15 protein-coding genes are annotated in these 20523 nt (G+C 46.9%); 12 read left to right on the forward strand and 3 right to left on the reverse strand.

All coding sequences use genetic code 11. From position 1 onward, the window contains the following. Positions 1-358: 358 nt before the first annotated feature. From arcA to AB4507_RS12215, 8 genes are all read left to right on the forward strand, one after another. Positions 359-1582, forward strand: coding sequence for an arginine deiminase (gene arcA / locus AB4507_RS12180; RefSeq protein WP_017062724.1), 1224 nt, complete (start codon positions 359-361; stop codon positions 1580-1582). A 73-nt stretch (positions 1583-1655) separates the two neighbouring features. Beyond that, positions 1656-2567 carry a carbamate kinase gene (gene arcC / locus AB4507_RS12185; RefSeq protein ID WP_019821541.1) on the forward strand — a complete coding sequence of 304 codons (912 nt, stop codon included), beginning with the start codon at positions 1656-1658 and terminating at the stop codon, positions 2565-2567. Positions 2568-2708: 141 nt separating this feature from the next. Further along, on the forward strand, positions 2709-3719 hold the full coding sequence (locus AB4507_RS12190) for an ornithine carbamoyltransferase (protein ID WP_017062722.1): 1011 nt from the start codon (positions 2709-2711) through the stop codon (positions 3717-3719). 489 nt (positions 3720-4208) lie between these two features. Continuing rightward, positions 4209-5138 carry an aspartate carbamoyltransferase gene (gene pyrB / locus AB4507_RS12195; protein WP_017062721.1) on the forward strand — a complete coding sequence of 310 codons (930 nt, stop codon included), beginning with the start codon at positions 4209-4211 and terminating at the stop codon, positions 5136-5138. 15 nt (positions 5139-5153) lie between these two features. Beyond that, positions 5154-5618 carry an aspartate carbamoyltransferase regulatory subunit gene (gene pyrI, locus AB4507_RS12200; RefSeq protein WP_017062720.1) on the forward strand — a complete coding sequence of 155 codons (465 nt, stop codon included), beginning with the start codon at positions 5154-5156 and terminating at the stop codon, positions 5616-5618. 327 nt (positions 5619-5945) lie between these two features. Beyond that, complete coding sequence (locus tag AB4507_RS12205) at positions 5946-6434, forward strand: arginine repressor (protein ID WP_017063664.1); 489 nt, start codon at positions 5946-5948, stop codon at positions 6432-6434. Positions 6435-6609: 175 nt separating this feature from the next. Continuing rightward, a complete protein-coding gene (locus tag AB4507_RS12210; RefSeq protein WP_136979829.1) occupies positions 6610-8460 on the forward strand; it encodes a protein-disulfide reductase DsbD in 1851 nt (616 codons plus the stop codon). 212 nt (positions 8461-8672) lie between these two features. Next, positions 8673-9302 carry a response regulator transcription factor gene (locus tag AB4507_RS12215; protein ID WP_017062717.1) on the forward strand — a complete coding sequence of 210 codons (630 nt, stop codon included), beginning with the start codon at positions 8673-8675 and terminating at the stop codon, positions 9300-9302. On the opposite strand, the gene AB4507_RS12220 is transcribed toward AB4507_RS12215, so the two are convergent. Beyond that, positions 9299-11050 carry a potassium/proton antiporter gene (locus AB4507_RS12220; RefSeq protein ID WP_136979831.1) on the reverse strand — a complete coding sequence of 584 codons (1752 nt, stop codon included), beginning with the start codon at positions 11048-11050 and terminating at the stop codon, positions 9299-9301. The genes AB4507_RS12215 and AB4507_RS12220 overlap by 4 nt on opposite strands. Positions 11051-11498: 448 nt before the next feature. Here AB4507_RS12220 and AB4507_RS12225 point away from each other — a divergent pair, with 448 nt between their 5' ends. From AB4507_RS12225 to AB4507_RS12240, 4 genes are all read left to right on the forward strand, one after another. Further along, positions 11499-11765, forward strand: a complete 267-nt coding sequence (locus AB4507_RS12225; protein ID WP_010435433.1) for a DUF4212 domain-containing protein — start codon at positions 11499-11501, stop codon at positions 11763-11765. A gap of 10 nt (positions 11766-11775) precedes the next feature. After that, positions 11776-13479: a sodium:solute symporter family protein gene (locus AB4507_RS12230; protein WP_017062715.1), complete on the forward strand. Its 1704-nt coding sequence runs from the start codon at positions 11776-11778 to the stop codon at positions 13477-13479. Positions 13480-13679: 200 nt separating this feature from the next. Next, complete coding sequence (locus AB4507_RS12235) at positions 13680-14066, forward strand: hypothetical protein (protein WP_372182758.1); 387 nt, start codon at positions 13680-13682, stop codon at positions 14064-14066. Between the two features lie 12 nt (positions 14067-14078). Then, positions 14079-15464: a class II fumarate hydratase gene (locus tag AB4507_RS12240; protein WP_372182760.1), complete on the forward strand. Its 1386-nt coding sequence runs from the start codon at positions 14079-14081 to the stop codon at positions 15462-15464. A gap of 117 nt (positions 15465-15581) precedes the next feature. On the opposite strand, the gene AB4507_RS12245 is transcribed toward AB4507_RS12240, so the two are convergent. Together AB4507_RS12245 and AB4507_RS12250 are read right to left on the reverse strand one after the other, a co-directional pair. After that, positions 15582-19013, reverse strand: coding sequence for a PAS-domain containing protein (locus AB4507_RS12245; protein WP_372182762.1), 3432 nt, complete (start codon positions 19011-19013; stop codon positions 15582-15584). 118 nt (positions 19014-19131) lie between these two features. Then, complete coding sequence (locus AB4507_RS12250; protein WP_136979837.1) at positions 19132-20328, reverse strand: 3-phenylpropionate MFS transporter; 1197 nt, start codon at positions 20326-20328, stop codon at positions 19132-19134. Positions 20329-20523: the final 195 nt, after the last annotated feature.

Below are 20523 nucleotides of genomic sequence, written 5' to 3' on the forward strand. Positions count from 1 at the left end.
ACATTGCATACTTCCATCTTAAGCTCATTCTTATCAATAAAATTATTTTGCATATAAACCCCTGTAATTCCCACTCTAGTAATACGAGTGAAAAAAGTATGCATAATGTTCCCAAAGAGTTAACTATTTAGAAGGGATAGCCAATAGTTAAAAGTGCATAAAGTTTGTTAAAACCCTTAATTTTGAAGGGCTGAGGGATAAAAAACGATTTGTGATAGATCTCTAAGAATACCTGACTAGCAGGCGTAATATTAATTCCAGACAAGAGATATGAATAAATAATTCATTCTTCTCAACTGAAAATAAATAATTACTCTTAGCGATAAAAGTAATTCAAATATATAAGAGAGAGACGATCATGAGTAAGTTCTATGTAGGTTCTGAAATAGGTCAATTACGCCGCGTTCTAGTTCACCGTCCAAGACGCGCACTGACTCACCTAACACCCTCTAACTGTCACGATTTACTATTTGATGACGTACTGGCTGTTGAGCGTGCAGGTAAAGAGCATGACGCATTTACTCAAACGCTACGTGATCAAGGTGTTGAAGTTCTTCTTCTTACTGACCTACTAGCGGACACGCTAGCAGTGCCAGAAGCGAAAGATTGGCTTTTGAATCATCAAGTTTCTGATTACCGCTTAGGCAAAACTTTTGCTAACGACGTGCGCTGCTACTTGGGCGACTTACCAAACCTAGAGCTAGCAAAAATCCTAACGGGCGGCCTGTCTTACGCTGAGATGCCAATGAAATCATCTTCAATGATGCAAGGCATGCACGCACCAACCGACTTCATTATCGAACCGCTACCAAACCACCTATTTACTCGTGACACATCTTGCTGGGTATACGGTGGCGTATCCATCAACCCGATGGCGAAACCAGCTCGTCAACGTGAAACCAACCACGTTCGCGCTATTTACCGCTGGCACCCAACATTCGCAGGCCAAGACTTCATTAAATACTTCGGCGATGAAGAAAACATCAGCTACGACAACTCAACGATTGAAGGCGGTGACGTTCTTGTAATCGGTCGTGGCACGGTGCTTATCGGTATGTCTGAGCGTACAACAGCACAAGGTGTTGAGCACTTAGCATCTAGCCTATTCAAACACGGTCAAGCGAAACAAGTTATCGCAATGCAGCTACCAAAACACCGCTCTTGCATGCACTTAGACACCGTGATGACGCACATGAACGAAGATACGTTCTCTGTTTACCCTGAAGTGGTGAGTAAAGATGTGCAGTGCTGGAACCTAACTGGCGATGAGTCAGGCGCTGTGAAAGTGAAAGAAGAAGGCTACTTCGTAACGGCTATCGAAAAAGCACTTGGCGTAGACAAGCTAAACCTAATCACGACCGGTGGTGACAACTTCCATGCAGAACGTGAGCAGTGGAACGATGCAAACAACGTTCTAACGGTTAAACCTGGCGTCGTGATTGGCTACGAAGGCAACACCTACACCAATGAAAAATACGACAAAGCAGGCATCACCGTTCTTCCTATCCCTGGTGATGAACTTGGCCGCGGTCGCGGTGGCGCACGCTGCATGAGCTGCCCAATTGAGCGTGATGGTATCTAATCACTAAGACGAAAACGGCCAAGCTGAACGATCTTAAATAATCTCAGCTTGGCCAAAATGAGAGAACACAATTATGACTAAGCAAACTGTTGTTGTTGCACTCGGCGGTAACGCCCTACTTCGTCGCGGTGAGCCGTTAGAAGCCGATGTTCAACGCCGTAATATTGAAACAGCGGTTAAAACCATCTCTGAAATCGCGAAAGTGTACAACGTGGTTCTAGTGCACGGTAATGGCCCACAAGTTGGTCTACTGGCTCTGCAAGGTTTGGAATACAAAAAAGTAAATCCATATCCGCTAGATGTATTGGGCAGTGAGACTCAAGGCATGATCGGCTACATGCTGATGCAAGAGTTCAAGAACTATCTGCCTAACCGCAACATCTCATGCATGTTGACGCAAATGACCGTTGATCCAAACGATCCTGCATTCGCAGATCCAACCAAGCCGATTGGCCCGATCTACGAAGAAGCAGAAGCGCGTGAGTTGGCGGAGAAATTCCACTGGATCGTCAAACCAGACGGCCAACACTTCCGTCGCGTTGTGCCAAGCCCACGCCCTACTGGCATTGTTGAACACGAAGCGATCACCCAACTTATCGATGCAGGCCACCTCGTAATTTGTACTGGCGGCGGCGGCATCCCAGTGAAAAAAGAGAACGGCAAATTAGTCGGTGTTGAAGCAGTTATCGACAAAGACATGTCAGCGGCTTTCTTGGCGAAACAACTGGATGCGGATGCGCTGCTTATTCTGACCGACGCGGACGCTGTTTACCTTGATTGGGGCAAACCGACTCAACACGCACTGCGCAGCACCACACCAAGTGAACTGGCGCAATTCGAATTTGATGCAGGCTCAATGGGGCCAAAAATTGAAGCATCGTGCGAGTTCATTCAGCAAGGCGGCAAAGTCGTCGGTATTGGCGCACTCGAAGATGGTTTGCAAATCCTGCAAGGCTTGGCGGGCACCAATATCACCAAAGATTAATCTACTCGCGAGCTTTTCAAACCTTGCGAGAAAACTGAATCACCGTTTGAACTGAAATTAATACACAAAAATTGAATCGCGCTTTCTTGAATTTTCTTTCCCTGTAACAAGAAAGCGCCTAAATCTAAGAAGGAATACATCATGGCTTTTAACCTACGCAATCGTAACTTCCTAAAACTACTAGATTTCACTCCACGCGAAATTCAACACTTGTTAGATCTTTCTATGGAGCTAAAAAAAGCGAAGTACAACGGTTACGAACAGCCAACACTAACTGGCAAAAACATTGCGCTTATCTTTGAGAAAACCTCAACTCGTACTCGCTGTGCATTCGAAGTAGCGGCATTCGACCAAGGCGCTCGCGTGTCTTACTTAGGCCCATCTGGCTCTCAAATTGGCCACAAAGAATCAATGAAAGATACCGCTCGCGTTCTTGGCCGTATGTACGATGGCATTGAATACCGCGGCTTCGGTCAAGAAATCGTTGAAGAGCTCGGCGCTTACGCTGGAGTTCCAGTATGGAATGGTCTGACTGACGAATTCCACCCTACACAAATTCTTGCTGACTTCCTAACCATGACGGAATACGGCCGTGGTAAACAACTGCATGAAATCAGCTTTGCTTACCTAGGTGATGCTCGCAACAACATGGGTAACTCTCTAATGGTTGGCGCTGCGAAAATGGGCATGGACATTCGCCTTGTTGCTCCAAAACAGTTCTGGCCACAAGAAGAACTATTGGCTCAGTGTCGTGAAATCGCAGAGCACACAGGTGGCAAAATTACACTGACTGAAGATGTTCAAGAAGGCGTGCAAGGTTGTGACTTCCTGTACACCGACGTTTGGGTATCTATGGGCGAAGCGAAAGAAGCATGGGCTGAGCGTATCAACCTAATGATGCCTTACCAAGTGAACATGGAAATGCTGAAAGCAACGGGTAACCCACATGTGAAATTCATGCACTGTCTGCCAGCTTTCCATGGCGAAGATACCACGGTAGGCAAACAACTTGCGGCTGAATATCCACAGCTAAAAGACGGTGTGGAAGTGACTGATGAGGTAGTTGAGTCTGAATACTCTATCGTGTTCGATGAAGCTGAAAACCGCATGCACACCATCAAAGCAGTAATGGTTGCAACACTAGGCAGTTAATTACCTAAACAGCTAAGAATCGAAACAACTAAGAAGTTAAGCACTCACTTGTTCGCGAGACATTGACAAGTTAAGTTTAATGACAGGGAAATGCGGGCGGCGAACTTGGGATTTAGCCCTTGGATAAAGCCCGCATTTTTTTTCATGTACTTGAGGGCATTATCGCCCCAAAAACCCTGAGATTTTCTGTTTCAACAAAGGCTTAAATCAAAGCAAAATGTAGAGGTTATTTCGCATAAAAATCCATTAAATGAATACTTTACAGAAAGTATTGCATGCCGTTTTTATCTGAGTATAATCCTCCGCAATTTGTCTTAAGAGAGCAAAAAATGAACTGCAATTCTGTCGCACATGATTGTCAAACTACACGCCAAAGAGTGGCGGTGGTGTCATTTTTATTTTGCTCTATTGATCGTTTCGAAGCCTCCTATTTTTAGGGGGCTTTTTTTTGTCCGCAATTTGACTGTATGCATAGAAGGAAGACCCGTTATGGCGCATTCGTTATTTAACAAGCACATCATCTCCATACCTGAGCTCACTCGTAATGAACTGGAGCTTATCGTCGACACAGCAGCAAGACTCAAGGCCGAGCCAAACCCAGAGTTGCTGAAAAATAAAGTCGTTGCGAGCTGCTTCTTTGAGCCTTCAACTCGAACTCGCCTTTCATTTGAGACCGCCGTCCAGCGCCTTGGTGGCACGGTCATTGGCTTTGATAATGGCGGTAACACCTCACTGGCGAAGAAAGGCGAAACACTTGCCGATTCAGTGCAGGTTATTTCATCCTACGTCGATGCCTTTGTAATGCGTCACCCACAAGAAGGGGCAGCACGTTTAGCGTCTGAATTTTCTAACGGTGTGCCGGTAGTAAACGGCGGCGACGGTGCTAACCAGCACCCGACGCAAACCTTGCTGGACCTGTTCTCGATTTACGAAACACAAGGCACGCTCGATAACCTCAATGTGGCGTTCGTCGGCGACCTAAAATATGGCCGTACCGTGCACTCATTGACCCAAGCACTATCGAAATTCAATAACGTGCGTTTCTTCTTTATCGCGCCAGAAGTCTTAGAGATGCCAGATTACATCTGTGAAGAATTGGAAGAGATGGGCATCCAATACAGCACTCACAGCAGCATTGAAGAAGTCGTGCCGGAACTGGATGTTCTGTACATGACTCGCGTGCAGAAAGAGCGCTTTGATGCGTCGGAATACGCACACATGAAATCGGCTTACATCCTCACCGCCGATACATTGAAAGACGCTCGTCAAAACATGAAGGTACTTCACCCGCTGCCACGCGTCGACGAAATCACCACCGACGTTGATAAAACGCCACACGCTTACTACTTCGAACAAGCTGAAAACGGTGTATACGCTCGCGAAGCCCTATTGGCCCTAGTTCTTAACGACACTTTATAAGCAGGAGAAACAGTCATGGTTAAACAAACTCAGCTACAAGTAGAAGCGATCCGTAACGGCAGCGTGATTGACCACATCCCTGCTCACCTTGGTATCAAAATCCTTAAACTGTTTAAGCTACACAAGACAGAACAGCGCATCACTATGGGCTTAAACCTGCCATCATCGGCACTTGGCCATAAAGATCTAATCAAGATTGAGAACATCTTCCTGACCAAGGAACAAGCCAACCAATTGGCTCTTTATGCTCCGCAGGCAACGGTCAATCAGATTGAAGAGTATAAAGTGGTTAATAAGCTAACCCTTGTGCTGCCAGAGCAAATCCACAGTGTCTACTCTTGCCCGAATAGCAACTGTATTTCGCACGGTGAACCTGTCGAAAGCAGCTTTAAAGTGCAGCTAAAACAGGAAAACGTGCAGCTAAAATGTCACTACTGTGAAAAAGTATTCTCTCGCGAGATCATGAGTGAAATTCGCTAACCCTTAGCGCCATTATCACGGTCTCCAAAGCACCCTAATACCGATGGATATTTATGCCAAACTTGGAATAAATATCCATTTAACAAAAGAATAAAACTCCAAAATAAAAGCAATTAACTAGAATTTTATTTGGTGATCCCCTTCAAAAAGACAACTATCCTTTAGTGGTAGACTCAATGGGTAGACGATCATACATCACGCATACCTTCCCTCTTTATTTCGGGATTCATCGGTAAGCCCTATTTAACAATCGTACTCTACGGCTTTGGGAGTACGCTCGGCGCTATGGACAAGCGATAACCACATGTTGACCTTAAGGAGTTGTTCATGAACCCAATCACTGAGCACGGTTGCTTGTATTCAGCTGAAGATAAAACACTGACTGCAGCGTGCAAACGCTTACTACAACAACAAAGCTTCTCGACCCAAAATCAACTGCGAGAGAAACTCGTCGATATTGGCTATACCGGTATCAGCCAATCGACCGTATCTCGTATTTTGTCACAGCTTGGTGTTGTCAAAATTCAGAATGCTTGCGGTAAAAAGGTTTACTGCATCACGGTTGAAAGTGCACCGGTTCGTGTCGATGCATCCATCTCATCGCAAATCGAATTCATCACTCATAACCAAGCGATGGTCATCGTAAAAACTCATCCAGGTTGTGCTCAATTAGTCGCAAGATTAGTCGATATCGACCCACATACTGAGATTATCGGCACCGTTGGCGGTAATGATACCGTGCTTATTATTCCAAAAGATACGATGAATATTGATGCTTGCGAACAAGTAGTAAAAGCACGCTTGGGTGTAGCTTAAATGTCTCTTTTACAAAGGCAAGTCACTCAAGTTGAATTGCAGCTCCCCACTCGATTACCCAATAAAATCGCTATCCCGCCTTAGGGGATATTTGTTTGCCGATGAAACTAATAGCAAACTATTACGGTCTGATTGAGTTAAGATACCTTCAACTCCATTTTGATGACTAAATAGTATGCGACGACTTGCCACATTACTTTTTGTTTGTGTTTCCCTATTCACCCAGCCTGCGTGGGCGCTATTTGGGAACGACAACGCCGAGCCAAGCTTCGGAGGCAATAACAATGGTTTTGTCCCTGTAGACCAAGCTTTCCCTTTCAATTACTACCAGCAAGACGACAAAGTCCTTCTCGACTGGCAAGTAAAAGAGGGCTACTACCTCTATCAACATAGCCTCTCGTTCACCGGGCAAAATCTCGCTATCGGTAATGTTGAATTAGAAGATGGTAAGCCGCACCAAGATGAATTCTTCGGTGAGGTGAGCATTTATACTCAGCCGTTATTCGTGCAAGTTCCTCTGCAGAGTTACCAAGATGGCTCACAGCTGATCGTTAAGTATCAAGGCTGTGCGGACGCAGGGTTCTGCTACCCACCAGAGACTCGTATCATCGACATTGAACCTTTCACAACAACAGGTTCTGCTAATTCGCAAGGTAGTGACTCACAAGCTTCATCTTCTGCTGGCAACGAAACCGATGTTTCTACGCAACCAACATCTCCGAAAGCAGACGTTGTAAGTAACACGACTCAACAGCCAAATGCCCCTGTTTCAAAAGAAGCAGGCTTAGCCGATAAGCTCGGTGACAGTTGGTGGACCCCTCTATTATTCTTAGCACTCGGTGTTGGTTTAGCCTTTACGCCGTGTGTGCTGCCTATGTATCCGATTCTAACGGGTATCGTTTTAGGTGGTGGCAAACTCAGCCAAGGTCGCGCGCTGATGCTGTCCTTTATTTACGTGCAAGGCATGGCGTTAACCTACACCTTATTAGGTTTAGTGGTTGCTTCAGCAGGCATGCAGTTCCAAGCCGCTATGCAGCACCCTTACGTGCTGATCGCGCTGAGTGTTCTGTTCGTGGCGTTGGCAATGTCGATGTTTGGCGTTTATAACCTGCAACTGCCAAGCAGCATTCAAACTTGGCTCAACAATCAAAGCAATAAGCAGCAAGGTGGCAATACCTTGGGCGTATTCGCAATGGGCGCTATCTCTGGCTTGGTGTGTTCACCTTGTACCACGGCGCCATTGTCAGGCGCGCTGCTGTATGTGGCTCAGAGTGGCGACCTATTTACCGGTGCGATTGCTCTGTATGCATTAGCCATGGGTATGGGTATTCCGCTGATTTTAGTTGCGGTATTTGGTAATAAGCTATTGCCTAAAGCGGGCAGCTGGATGGACAAGGTGAAGATCGTATTCGGCTTTATCTTGCTGGCAGCACCTATCTTCCTGCTAGAGCGCATCATTCCTGAATTGTGGGCAACCGTGCTTTGGTCTGGCCTTGGCTTCATCGCCTTTGGTTGGCTGTACCATAGCAAGAATGCACTGCCATTCGGCGGCTGGAAGCAGAGTGCGGTAGGCATCATCGCGATGCTTGGCTTGTTTGCTTCGGCACAGCCTGCATTGAACTATTGGTTTGCGGAGAAGAGCGTAACGGTAGAACAACAGCACATCCAATTTGCACGCATCAACACGGTTGAAGAGCTAGAAATCCAGCTCATCGAAGCGAAGAAACTCGGTAAGCCTGTGATGCTCGACTTCTACGCCGATTGGTGTGTGGCGTGTAAAGAGTTCGAGAAGTACACCTTCCATCAAGCTGATGTGGAAAACAAGCTTTCTGACTTTGTACTGCTACAAGCCGATGTAACGAGAAACATGCCTCAAGACATTGAACTGCTTAAACAATTACAGGTACTTGGCTTACCGACGATTGAGTTCTGGGATGGCGAGGGTAACCATGTTCCAAATGCTCGTGTAACCGGTTTTATGCCTGCTGATGTATTCTTAAAACACATGCAAAACCACCAGCTATAACGGCAATATTCACTAAAATATAAGCCGAATCGAAAGCCGCACCGCCCCTCCGTAACGAGATGGCAGTGCGGCTTTTTTGCTATTCAGAGTAACGCTTTCTTATTCCCGGGATAAAAGTCGATATGGTTCAGACTTTTAATGCATAGATATTGTCCACATACTCAATCAGGATGATAATAAATATTAACTAAATTGTTAAAAGTATGAACGTCATGGACTCGACCTATACCATCATCATTGCTGATGACCACCCTCTCTTTCGCAACGCCCTGTTTCAGTCAGTTCATATGGCGATCAGTGGTGCGAACCTGCTTGAGGCCGATTCTCTCGATGCCTTACTGACTCTGCTAAAGAAAGAAGGCGAGCCGGATTTATTACTGCTCGATCTGAAAATGCCGGGCGCCAATGGCATGTCAGGCTTAATTCAACTGCGCGCTGAATACCCAGATCTACCGATTGTGGTGGTTTCTGCCAGTGAAGATGCCAGCGTGGTCACTCAGGTGAAGAGCCACGGTGCGTTTGGCTTTATTCCTAAGTCGAGTGATATGCGTGAGTTGGTGAGTGCACTGAATCAAGTGCTGAATGGCGACCCGTTCTTCCCTGAAGGGCTTATCACCAATAATGCAGCGTGTAGCGACCTTGCAGAAAAGATTTCCACACTGACGCCTCAGCAATACAAGGTATTAGGGATGCTTTCTGACGGCTTGCTTAACAAGCAAATCGCGTATGAATTGAATGTTTCGGAAGCGACCATCAAAGCACATATGACGGCCATCTTCCGTAAACTGGATGTGAAAAATCGTACTCAAGCGGTTATCTTGCTACAAGAAGTCCACAATTAAGCTTCACTGATATCCTCTTCTAAAGTCGTCTTAGGTAAACATAAACCCAACCTGACGACTTTATGATCATCTATCTCTGCAACCACCCAAGTGATGTCATGCCACTCAAAGCTATCACCCAATACAGAGTGTGCGCCAAGCTCTTGAGCAACCAATTGTTTTAGCGTCATTTCTCGCTCTTCTTCCGAGCCAAGTTCAATACCATAACAATCACTCACTGCCGCAACTGATAGCTCAACATCCAAGAAGAAGTCACCAAAGAATCGTGCCGCCTCTTCTGCTAGAGGCGCCTCACTGAACAACGAACTTAAGCTGTCCAAATCTTTGTCTTGACCAAGCACACATAAGATATCGTTCGCCTCTAACACGGTGCTGCCTGATGGGTGAAGCATGGCATCTTGTCGAAACACTGCCGCAATGCGCGTCCCTTCTGGCATAGATAAGCGTTTAAGCGGCTCGCCGACACACCACTTCTCGTCTTTCAATTTGTAAACAAACATCTCCCACTCACTGGTCGGATAAATCTCCATACCGGTACGAGAAATCGGTGTTGGCGTCGGTGGTAAAGTCACTTGAGCGAGTCTTGCAACTTTCATCAAGCTACCGCCTTGAACAATCAGCGAAACCATAACCACGAAGAAGGCGATATTGAAATACAGCTGAGCATTGGGCAGGCCTGCCATCATCGGGAATACCGCTAAGATGATTGGTACTGCACCACGCAAACCTACCCAAGAAACAAACCAGCGTTCTTTGGTGGAAAAGCTTCTGAACGGCAGTAAACCCAACCAAACCGACAGCGGACGAGCAAACAAAATCATACCGAAGGCCAGTGCCAGCGCAGGCAGAGCAATGTCCATCAACGTTGATGGCGTCACCAATAAACCCAATACCAAGAACATCACGATCTGGCTTAGCCACGTCATGCCATCAAGAACATTAAGAATCGAGTGTCGCGAGCGCGTCGGACGATTACCAATGAACAAGCCCACTAGGTAAATCGATAAAATGCCGCTGCCGCCAAGCATGTTAGAGAACGCAAACAGAGCCACGCCCCCACTGAGTACCAGAATGGAATAAAGGCCATCAGCCAATTGTACTCGATTGATTAAGCTCCATAGAACCCAGCCGCCGCCAATACCAACAAGAGTACCGATACCAAACTGCATCGCAAAACTTTGCAGTAGGAAGTTCATTCCCATCTCAGCGTCAGGGTTACCTAACAGCGCAATTAAGGTCACCGTCAGGAAGACCGCCATTGGGTCGTTAGTGCCCGATTCGATCTCTAGGGTTGAGCCAACACGCTCATTGAGACTCTGTCCTTTCAGCAAAGAGAATACCGCTGCCGCATCGGTTGAACCAACAATCGCCCCGACCAAGATGCCCTGCATTAATGACAAGTCAAACAGCCAAGCCGCCATTAATCCGGTTAAGGTTGCTGTACATGCGACACCTATCGTCGCCAGCGAGAGCGAAGGCCAGAAAGCGACCTTGAAGCTCGCCACCTTGGTTCGCATACCGCCATCCAACAGAATCACGGCAAGCGCAAGGTTACTCACCAAGTAGGTCAGTGAGTAATCATCGAAATGAATATTACCGGGTCCATCTTCACCCGCTAACATACCAACGAACAAAAAGATCAAAAGAATAGGAACGCCCAATCGAGAGGACACTTGTGAGAAAAGCACGCTGATGGCGATGAGTACGGCACCAGTCAAGAATAAGTGGTTAATGGTTATTGCGTCCAATTCGTTCCCCCAAAGAATAAAATCCGAGCTTTAAGCCTGTTGATCTTTTGCCACTAGCTTGTTGATCTTCTGCCGTTTAGCAAGGCACGGTCGGTGAAAGTGCCGTTGTTACTATAACAAACTTATGTTTCGCTTCGTGTCATAAGCAGGGCTAAATACCGTTTCTCGGTCATTTAGTTGTTAAATTTTATGACTCGCAGTCTAATTCATCCCTTTTTGTTAGACCTTTGGCTAATTTAACAACATTGTAACATCACATTTTTCTATGGTTATGTCTCCTAGCTCCCATATTTCAGTACATTAGCGCTAATACCATCCCGACTAAAGTTGCACAGATCCCTTGACTTATCCTTGCTACATTCTAAATCGTAACATTACGTTAACACGCTATTTTACAAAACGGTTTCACAAAAACAGTTTCTACGAAAACGGAATAAAGGAGAAGGCAATGGCGTTCGAATCTACGGAACATGCTCAAGCCTACTGGAAGGAAAACTTGGGAATTATGGGAACACTGCTCGCGGTCTGGTTTGCGGTGTCTTACGGCGCTGGCATCTTATTTGTGGATGCCCTCAATACCGTTCAGTTTGGCGGGTTCAAGCTAGGATTTTGGTTCGCTCAGCAAGGTTCGATATACACCTTCGTGGCGCTGATATTTATTTACGTTGTCCGCATGAATGCGCTCGACAAAAAATACAACGTACAGGAAGACTAGAGGCTAGAACATGGATATTCAAACTTGGACGTTTATTCTCGTCGGTATTACTTTCGCGGTATATATCGGCATCGCAATCTGGGCTCGTGCAGGGTCTACTAGTGAGTTCTACGTTGCTGGCGGTGGTGTACACCCAGTAGCAAACGGCATGGCGACCGCCGCTGACTGGATGTCGGCAGCATCATTCATCTCAATGGCAGGTATCATCTCATTCGTTGGTTACGACGGTGCGGTTTACCTAATGGGTTGGACAGGTGGTTATGTACTACTTGCGCTATGTTTAGCACCTTACCTACGTAAGTTCGGTCAGTTTACGGTTCCTGATTTCATCGGTGAGCGTTACTACTCGAAAACGGCACGTATGGTAGCGGTATTCTGTGCAATCTTCGTATCGTTTACGTACGTTGCAGGCCAGATGCGTGGTGTGGGCGTTGTATTCTCTCGTTTCCTAGAAGTTGATATTAACCTAGGCATCATCATTGGTATGGGTATTGTGTTCTTCTACGCAGTACTAGGTGGCATGAAAGGCATCACTTATACGCAGGTAGCTCAATTCTGTGTCCTCATTTTCGCCTTCCTTGTTCCAGCAATCTTTACCTCAATCATGATGACAGGTAACCCACTTCCACAAGTTGGTATGGGCTCTACGCTATCAGGCACAGATGTTTACCTTCTTGATAAACTGGATGGACTGACCGAAGAACTCGGATTTACCGCCTATACCGAAGGTAACAAGAGCATGGTGGATGTATTCTTCATCTGTGCAGCTCTAATGGTCGGTACTGCGGGTCTTCCACACGTAATCATTCGTTTCTTCACGGTACCAAAAGTACGTGATGCTCGTATATCAGCGGGTTGGGCACTACTGTTCATCTCATTGCTATACACAACAGCACCAGGCGTTGCAGCATTCGCTCGTGTAAACATGATCGAAACAATCAACGGCCCTGACATGCAAGGTGTCGCAGCCGCAGACGCACCGAGCTGGTACAAAAACTGGGAAAGCACTGGCCTAGTAGGTTGGGAAGATAAGAACGGCGATGGCAAAATGTTCTACTCGGGCGATGAGCGCAACGAGATGAAGATTAACCGTGACATCATCGTACTGGCTTCTCCAGAGCTAGCGAAACTACCAAACTGGGTTGTAGCACTGCTTGCAGCCGGTGGCCTAGCAGCCGCACTATCAACAGCCGCGGGTCTACTATTGGTCATCTCAACGTCGATTTCACATGACTTGTTGAAGAAAGGCTTCAGACCAAACATGACCGACAAGCAGGAGCTGTTAGCCGCTCGTCTGGCAGCCATGGTCGCGATTGTCGGTGCCGGTTACTTAGGTATTAACCCACCAGGCTTTGTAGCACAGGTAGTAGCGTTTGCCTTCGGCTTAGCCGCAGCATCCTTCTTCCCAGCGATTATCCTAGGTATCTTCTACAAGAAGATGAACAAGGAAGGCGCAATTGCAGGTATGTTGTCAGGTATTGCCTTCACAGCAAGCTACATCATCTACTTCAAGTTCATTAACCCAGCAGCAAGCACACCTGAAAACTGGTGGTTTGGTATCAGCCCAGAAGGCATCGGTACGCTAGGTATGTGTCTAAACTTCGTAGTATCGATTGCGGTAAACAAAGTAACTGCTGAAGTACCACAAGATGTACAAGATATGGTTGAGAACATCCGTTACCCGAAAGGTGCAGGTGAAGCTCACGACCACTAAGCACGACCATTAAACAAAGATGTTTAGCAAAAAATGAATCAGTGCTTACATTGTAGGGATTAGGTACTGACTCCAGAAAGCCGATACTTCGTGTATCGGCTTTTTCTTTTTTTGCTCACTTTATAAAAAGAGAAACAAAGGGTTGTTTTTAAAATCTCATTTGATAATAATTATCATTAACATCCAATAAAGAGATGCAGATGATGATGAAAGAGCAGCAGGTTCTCTATTCGAGGTTTTACAAAGCACAGGATCGCTTTGCTTCATTAGAACAAGTTCAAGGCCATGAGCCGTTTGTAATTCGAGAGTATATCGAATGTGCACTGTCGCTTTCGGCTTACTATGAAAAGCATGCCGCTCAAGAAAACATCTTGTTGTGCGAGCTGTATCTACGCCAAGTTTTCTTTCATTTGATTGAAGCGATTGAGTCTCCTGAGCGCAGTTTCGCCTTTCGTCATATCTGCCTAGACTCTATTCACTCACCACTATTTTATTTGAAGCGCCACTACTGCCAGCAACCTCAAGGCCAAGCGCGTTTTTTGAATCTCAGCCAAACACTAAAACAAGTCCAAGCCCCACTTGGCTAACAAGGATAGAACATGACCCTACAATTTCGGATTGAAAAAGACAGCATGGGCGAAGTGAAAGTCCCTGCCGATGCGCTATACCAAGCACAAACTCAGCGTGCAGCGGATAACTTCGCGTTTAGCTCTCACAAGATGCCGACCAGTTTTATTCAAGCACTGGCGTTAATTAAACAGGCAGCGGCAGATACCAATGCTCAGTTAGGTCTACTGGAAGGTGATATTGCCAACGCGATAGCCGAAGCCAGCCAAGAGATCATTGAGGGTAAACACCTCGATCAATTCCCTATCGATGTCTACCAAACCGGTTCAGGTACCAGTTCCAACATGAATGCCAATGAAGTGATTGCTACGCTTGCCTCAAGAAGCTTGCAAGGCGACGTGAACCCCAATGATCACGTCAACATGGGCCAAAGCAGTAACGATGTGGTGCCAACCGCAATTCAAGTGAGCGTTGCTTTGATGGCTGAAAATAAGCTATTACCTGCATTAACTCACCTTTCTGAAGCACTCACCATCAAACAACAGGAACTTGCGGAGGTCGTGAAGACCGGCCGCACTCATCTAATGGATGCGATGCCAATGACCTTTGCTCAAGAGCTAGGTGGTTGGAAATTTCAGATAGAACACGCTAAGCAAGCAATAGAGAACACCCTGCCCGCTATCAAGGCTTTAGCACAAGGTGGTACTGCGGTTGGAACAGGGATCAATGCTGACCCACGCTTTGCCGATAAGTTTGCGAGTAACCTGTCTCAATCGACAAAGATCAGTTTTAGCTCGAGTGAAAACTTCTTTTTTAGCCTCAGCAGTCAAGACGCGATCGTTGCGCTGTCAGGTCAGATCAAAACGGCAGCAGTTGCGATCATGAAGATCTCAAACGATCTTCGCTGGATGAACTCTGGGCCGTTGGCTGGCTTAGGGGAAATTGAATTACAAGCTCTACAACCAGGCTCATCGATCATGCCTGGCAAGGTAAATCCTGTGATTCCAGAAGCTGCAGCTATGGCGGCGGCGCAAGTCATTGGCAACGACACCACCATTACCGTAGCCGGACAATCAGGTAACTTCCAACTTAATGTGATGCTGCCAGTGATTGCTCATAACGTGTTGGAAAGTATTGAGTTATTGGCAAACAGCTCAGTCGCTTTAGCGGACAAAGCCATCGCGACCTTCACGGTACGCCAAGACAATCTCGATTTGGCACTGTCAAAGAACCCAATCCTAGTGACCGCACTTAACCCTGTGATTGGCTACTTGAAGGCGGCTGATATTGCCAAGAAAGCTTACAAAGAAGGCTTACCAATTCTGGATGTCGCAGAAAGAGAAACCGATCTTAGCCGAGAAGAGCTCAGTAAACTGCTTGATCCAACCACACTGACACAAGGTGGCATTGCTGGTTAGTTATTGAATTAACAAGCGAATCGGCGTTCGCAAAAAAAACAGAGACAAAAAAGGCCTCATCTGAGGCCTTTTCACTATCCGCTCACGAACGTACTAATCCGAGCCTGTTAACCCAAACTAGCTCACTCGATTCAAGACCGCTCTTAACTTAAGTGGCTTCACTGGCTTGGCAATAAAGCGAAAGCTGTTGGCCTTTATCGCTGCCAACATGTCATCGGTTCTATCGGCACTAATGATGACCCCTTCAAAAGAGTCTCCGAGGCGCAAGCGACACTGCTGCAGGACTTCGAGACCCGTTCTGCCATTATCTAAACGGTAATCAGAGAAAATCACATCAGGTAGCCAACCCTCATCTAGGCACTGCAAGCTTTCGACCAAATCAACCGCCGTCTTAACCTCACAGCCCCAACGTCCGATCAGGTTTTCCATACCGACTAAGATTTCTCGTTCATTATCGACACACAATATCTTGAGATGTTCGATGTCGCTGGTCGCCATTGGCGTCGAAGCTTGCACAACTGGAGCCACTTTTTCCGCTCTAGCTAAGGTGATGGAAAAAACACTGCCTTGACCCGGCCATGAACGCATCGAAATTTGATGACCAAGCACATGAGCAATACCTTTGGAGATGGCTAGCCCTAGCCCCAACCCTTGGTCAGCACGAACTTGGCTACCACGAGTAAACTCTTCGAAGATCTCTTGTTGCTTGTCTTCATCGATACCGGTTCCGTTATCCCACACATCGATTCGTACCTGACCGTTCACTCGCCTTGCACCGAGTATCACTTTCCCTTCAGGGTTATAGCGGAAAGCATTGGTCAAAAAGTTCTGAATCACACGCCTTAATAACTTAGGATCTGAGTGAATGAACAATGACGATGGGATCATCTGAAACTCAATTTTTTGTTGTCTCGCTAACGCGCTAAATTCCGCGTTCAAGTTGGTTAGCACATCGTGCACGGCAATCGCGTGAATGTTGGTTTCTAATTTCCCTGACTCCAATCGAGAGATATCCAGCAAGTCACCAATCAAATCTTCTGCGGCGCCAAGTGCACTCTCGATGTGAGATGACAACTGCTTCACCTCTTGCTCTTTTGCCACCTCAGACAGTGACGAAGCAAATAGACGTGCGGCATTGAGCGGCTGCATCAAATCGTGGCTTACCGCGGCTAGAAAACGACTCTTAGATTGTGATTCTTGATCCGAAATCTGCGTGGCTTTTACCAAGCGATGGTTCAGTTTTTCGAGTTCTTGAGTTCGCTCATGCACTCTCGATTCCAAACTTTCGTTGGCATCTTTTAGCGCTTGCTCTGCTTGTCGGAATACCGTGATGTCGGTAAAGCTCATCACAAAGCCACCACTTGGCATTGGGTTACCTTGCACCTCAATCACTCGGCCATCAGGACGAATACGAGAAGAGGTGTGTCGAGTGCCTTGCTCAAGGTGATAAACACGGCGGCGAACGTGATCTTCCGGGTCACCTGGGCCACACAACCCTTGCTCGGCATTATGACGAATCACGTCTGAAATGGGTCGCCCAACCTGAATCAAACCCGCAGGGAATTCAAACAATTCTAGGTAACGCTGATTCCATGCAACCAGCCTCATTTGTTTGTCGATTACTGCGATGCCTTGGCCAATATGTTCAATCGCGCCTTGCAGTAAACCGCGACTGAAGTCGTACAGCTCCGAGGCTTCATCAACGATGGTCGCGACTTCTTCAAGCTGCATGTTTCTTCCCTGCAAAGCAGAAGTAAGTACTAACTTAGCAGATGAAGCACCGAATACACCAGCGAGCACGCGCTCTGCGTGTCGAATCAGACTCGCAGGCGCTTGTTGATTGGGAAGCAGCGGCTGCCCGTGTTGTTGCCAATAGCTGTGTAAAGCACTTTTCGCACGCTTACGGCCCACAAAACGCGACGCCAGCATCTCTAATTCAGCGACCGTCACTCGGTTCTGGTAAAGGCTGATATTCTCGTTTTCAGGCAGCGGCGTGCCAACAAATGCTGCTGATTGTAAGCGCTCACTTAGGCTTGGGCGAGTCGTCATCGAAACCACGGCATAGCACAAGGTATTAAGTACAATACTCAGCACAATGCCCCAGTTTGAACTGCTGATATTCCAGCTACTGAGCAGTTCTGGCGGCGTGATAATCCACAGTAAAAGGTTACTTTCACTGTCGCCAGCCAACATGCTGGTTTGGCTCATCAAGGTAATCAGCCAAATCAACGAGCCCACCATTAAGCCGACATACACGCCCTTGCGGTTACCCGGGCGCCAGTACAAACCACCAATAAGTGCTGGCGCGAATTGAGCAATCGCAGCAAAGGAAAGAAAGCCAATCGCTGACAGTGAATGGATGGTATCGAGCGCCTGATAAAACAGCCAAGCACCCAGTAACAGCAGTAAAATTAGCCCGCGGCGAATCACCAATAGCAGGCCAGAAAAGTGTCGATGGGTTCTTTGAGTTAGGCGCATACGGCGCAGTAACAATGGCATCACTAAATCATTCGACACCATGATCGCCAAGGCGATGGTCGACACTATCACCATGCCACTTGCCGCAGACGTACCACCAAGGAAAGCCAGCAAGGCAATGTGATTAGCGCCTTCTGACATTGGCACACTGATCACATAGGTATCCGCTGGCATACCAGTAAGTAGTCCTTGTCCTGCCCAAGCAATTGGCAGCACGAACAGTCCCATCAAAATCAGGTAAAGCGGAAACAACCAACGAGCGGTATGCAGGTCTTGAGGACGTTCGTTCTCTACCACCATGGTATGGAACTGGCGTGGCAGACAGACAATCGCCAACATGGTCAAAACGGTATGAATAATTAAGGTCGGAATATTGGGTGATTCGTAGGTGGAAGCCGCCACATCAAGCAAGTCGATCTTGTCGCTGCTCATCGCCAGATACATGATGAATAGGCCAACGATCAGGAATGCCGCGAGCTTAACGATGGATTCAAACGCCACCGCCATCATCATGCCACGGTGATGCTCTGTGTTATCAATGTGTCTTGTACCAAACAGCATGGTGAAAATAGCCAAAGCACCGACCACAAACCAAGACACATGATAGTCCTGATAACCGAAGTCAGCCGCTAGGTTGGGTGCAACAATATCCAACCCCATGGTAATACCACGCAGTTGCAGAGCAATATAAGGAAGGATACCAACCACGGCGATAACCGTCACCGCCACCGCTAAGCCCTGAGATTTTCCATAACGAGCCGCGATAAAGTCGGCAATGGAGGTGATATGTTCCCGCTTCGCAATCAGGATCAGCCGCGCCAAGATCCGCCAGCCTAGTGTAAAGACTAGAATCGGGGCGAGGTAAATGGGTAAAAAAGACCAAGGGTTGTTACTCGCCTGCCCGACCGTTCCATAGAAGGTCCAAGAGGTACAATACACGGCAATCGAAAGGCTATAGATCCACGGGCGCCAACGCGATAGCCAACGAACCTGCCTGTCTCCATACCAAGCGATCAGAAATAACACGCCCAAGTAGGCTAAAGAGACTGGAATTACTATCCATCCTTGCATTGAAAACCCTTTTCTCATCCATAAAAAAACCTCTCCATAAGGGAGAGGTTTCATTTAACTAAGGATGGGTGATTAACTCAATCGCATCGCTTAAATTCTGTGCTTTAGACTCTAATTATCAGCATTTGCTGTGAGATTCTGACTGTTCCGAATCTGATTGATTAATCTCAACCACTGAACTTCTTTCATCCAACTTAATGAACAGAGCAAGTGCACCCATAGCAGCCATACCCCAGAAGATATTTGCACCCCAAAGCTCATAACCCCAACCACTGAAGGTAGTCATTAATGCAATAAAGGCACCTAATGGAATCGCGTTATACAGGGCTTGTAACGCAACCATCTTGTTTTGTTCTTCAGATTGGATGTATTGAATCGCGGCGATGTGTGCCATGGCAAAGGTCACGCCGTGCAGTAGCTGCACCATAACCAGTGCGAAAATCGCTGTGGTAGAAGCGGTAATCCCCCAACGCGCCATCACCCCAATAGCCGCGACGACAAACAAAGTACGCAGTGACCAACCTGAGAACAATCGCTTACTCAGAGCAAATACGGCCACTTCAGCGACAACACCTAAGCTCCACAAGTAACCGATGATCGCTTCTGAGTGACCCGCTTCTTTCCAATAAATCGCACTAAAACTGTAGTAAGCCGCATGGCTACCTTGCAGCAGCGCCATCAAGGCTAAAAACTTTACCACTGACGACTCACGCAGCAGTTCACCTAGTTTTGGTCGCGCCGCTTGTTGCTCAGATTGTGTTACTGGCATCACATTGGGGTTTCTCATCGCAAGAATCAATGAAAGCAACACACCGGCAAGCGCAGTATACAAAATCATGTCAGTGCCGAATTGTGCCACCAAATAGCCAACAACCGTTGAACCTGCGATAAAGGCAATTGATCCCCAAAGACGAGTTCGGCCGTAGTCGAGCATTTTCAAACGACTGTAATGGTTAGCCATCGCATCAGAAAGAGGAATGATCGGCCCACAACAGAGGTTAAACAGTACCGTTGCCAACAACATCAGTATAAAGCTGCCACCGGTGAAGAAGTGGAAACCGACAAACAGCAGCGCAGCGAAACTCAAACAGCGTAGCGCTGGCATCAAGTGTTCCACTTTATGGATACGCGGCGTAATCACTAAGTTGGCCACACAACGAGTCGCAAAGCCGATACCAATCAATACGCCAATATCACCAGCAGACACGCCTTGGTCTTCAAACCACAACGCCCAAAATGGCAAATACACGCCATACGCAAAAAAGAAACCAAGAAAATACTGAGAGATCCAGCCATAGGGTGAAGGGCTAAACATAAATGACCTATAAAGTGTGCGGAAAAAGGCAGCACCAATTATGCCTATCTCGCATACGATGAAAAAGGGAATTATTACTGGGATAGTATTCCCATATTCAATGGGTCTGGATATCGCATTTCAACAAGAGATTTCACGCTCATCAATACTCATACTCGCATTTAGACTAAAGTCGTCTGGAGCTTCGCTGGTATT

Origin of the sequence: Vibrio sp. 10N.222.54.A3, from assembly GCF_041474095.1 — a bacterium.
GTDB lineage: Bacteria > Pseudomonadota > Gammaproteobacteria > Enterobacterales > Vibrionaceae > Vibrio > Vibrio crassostreae_C.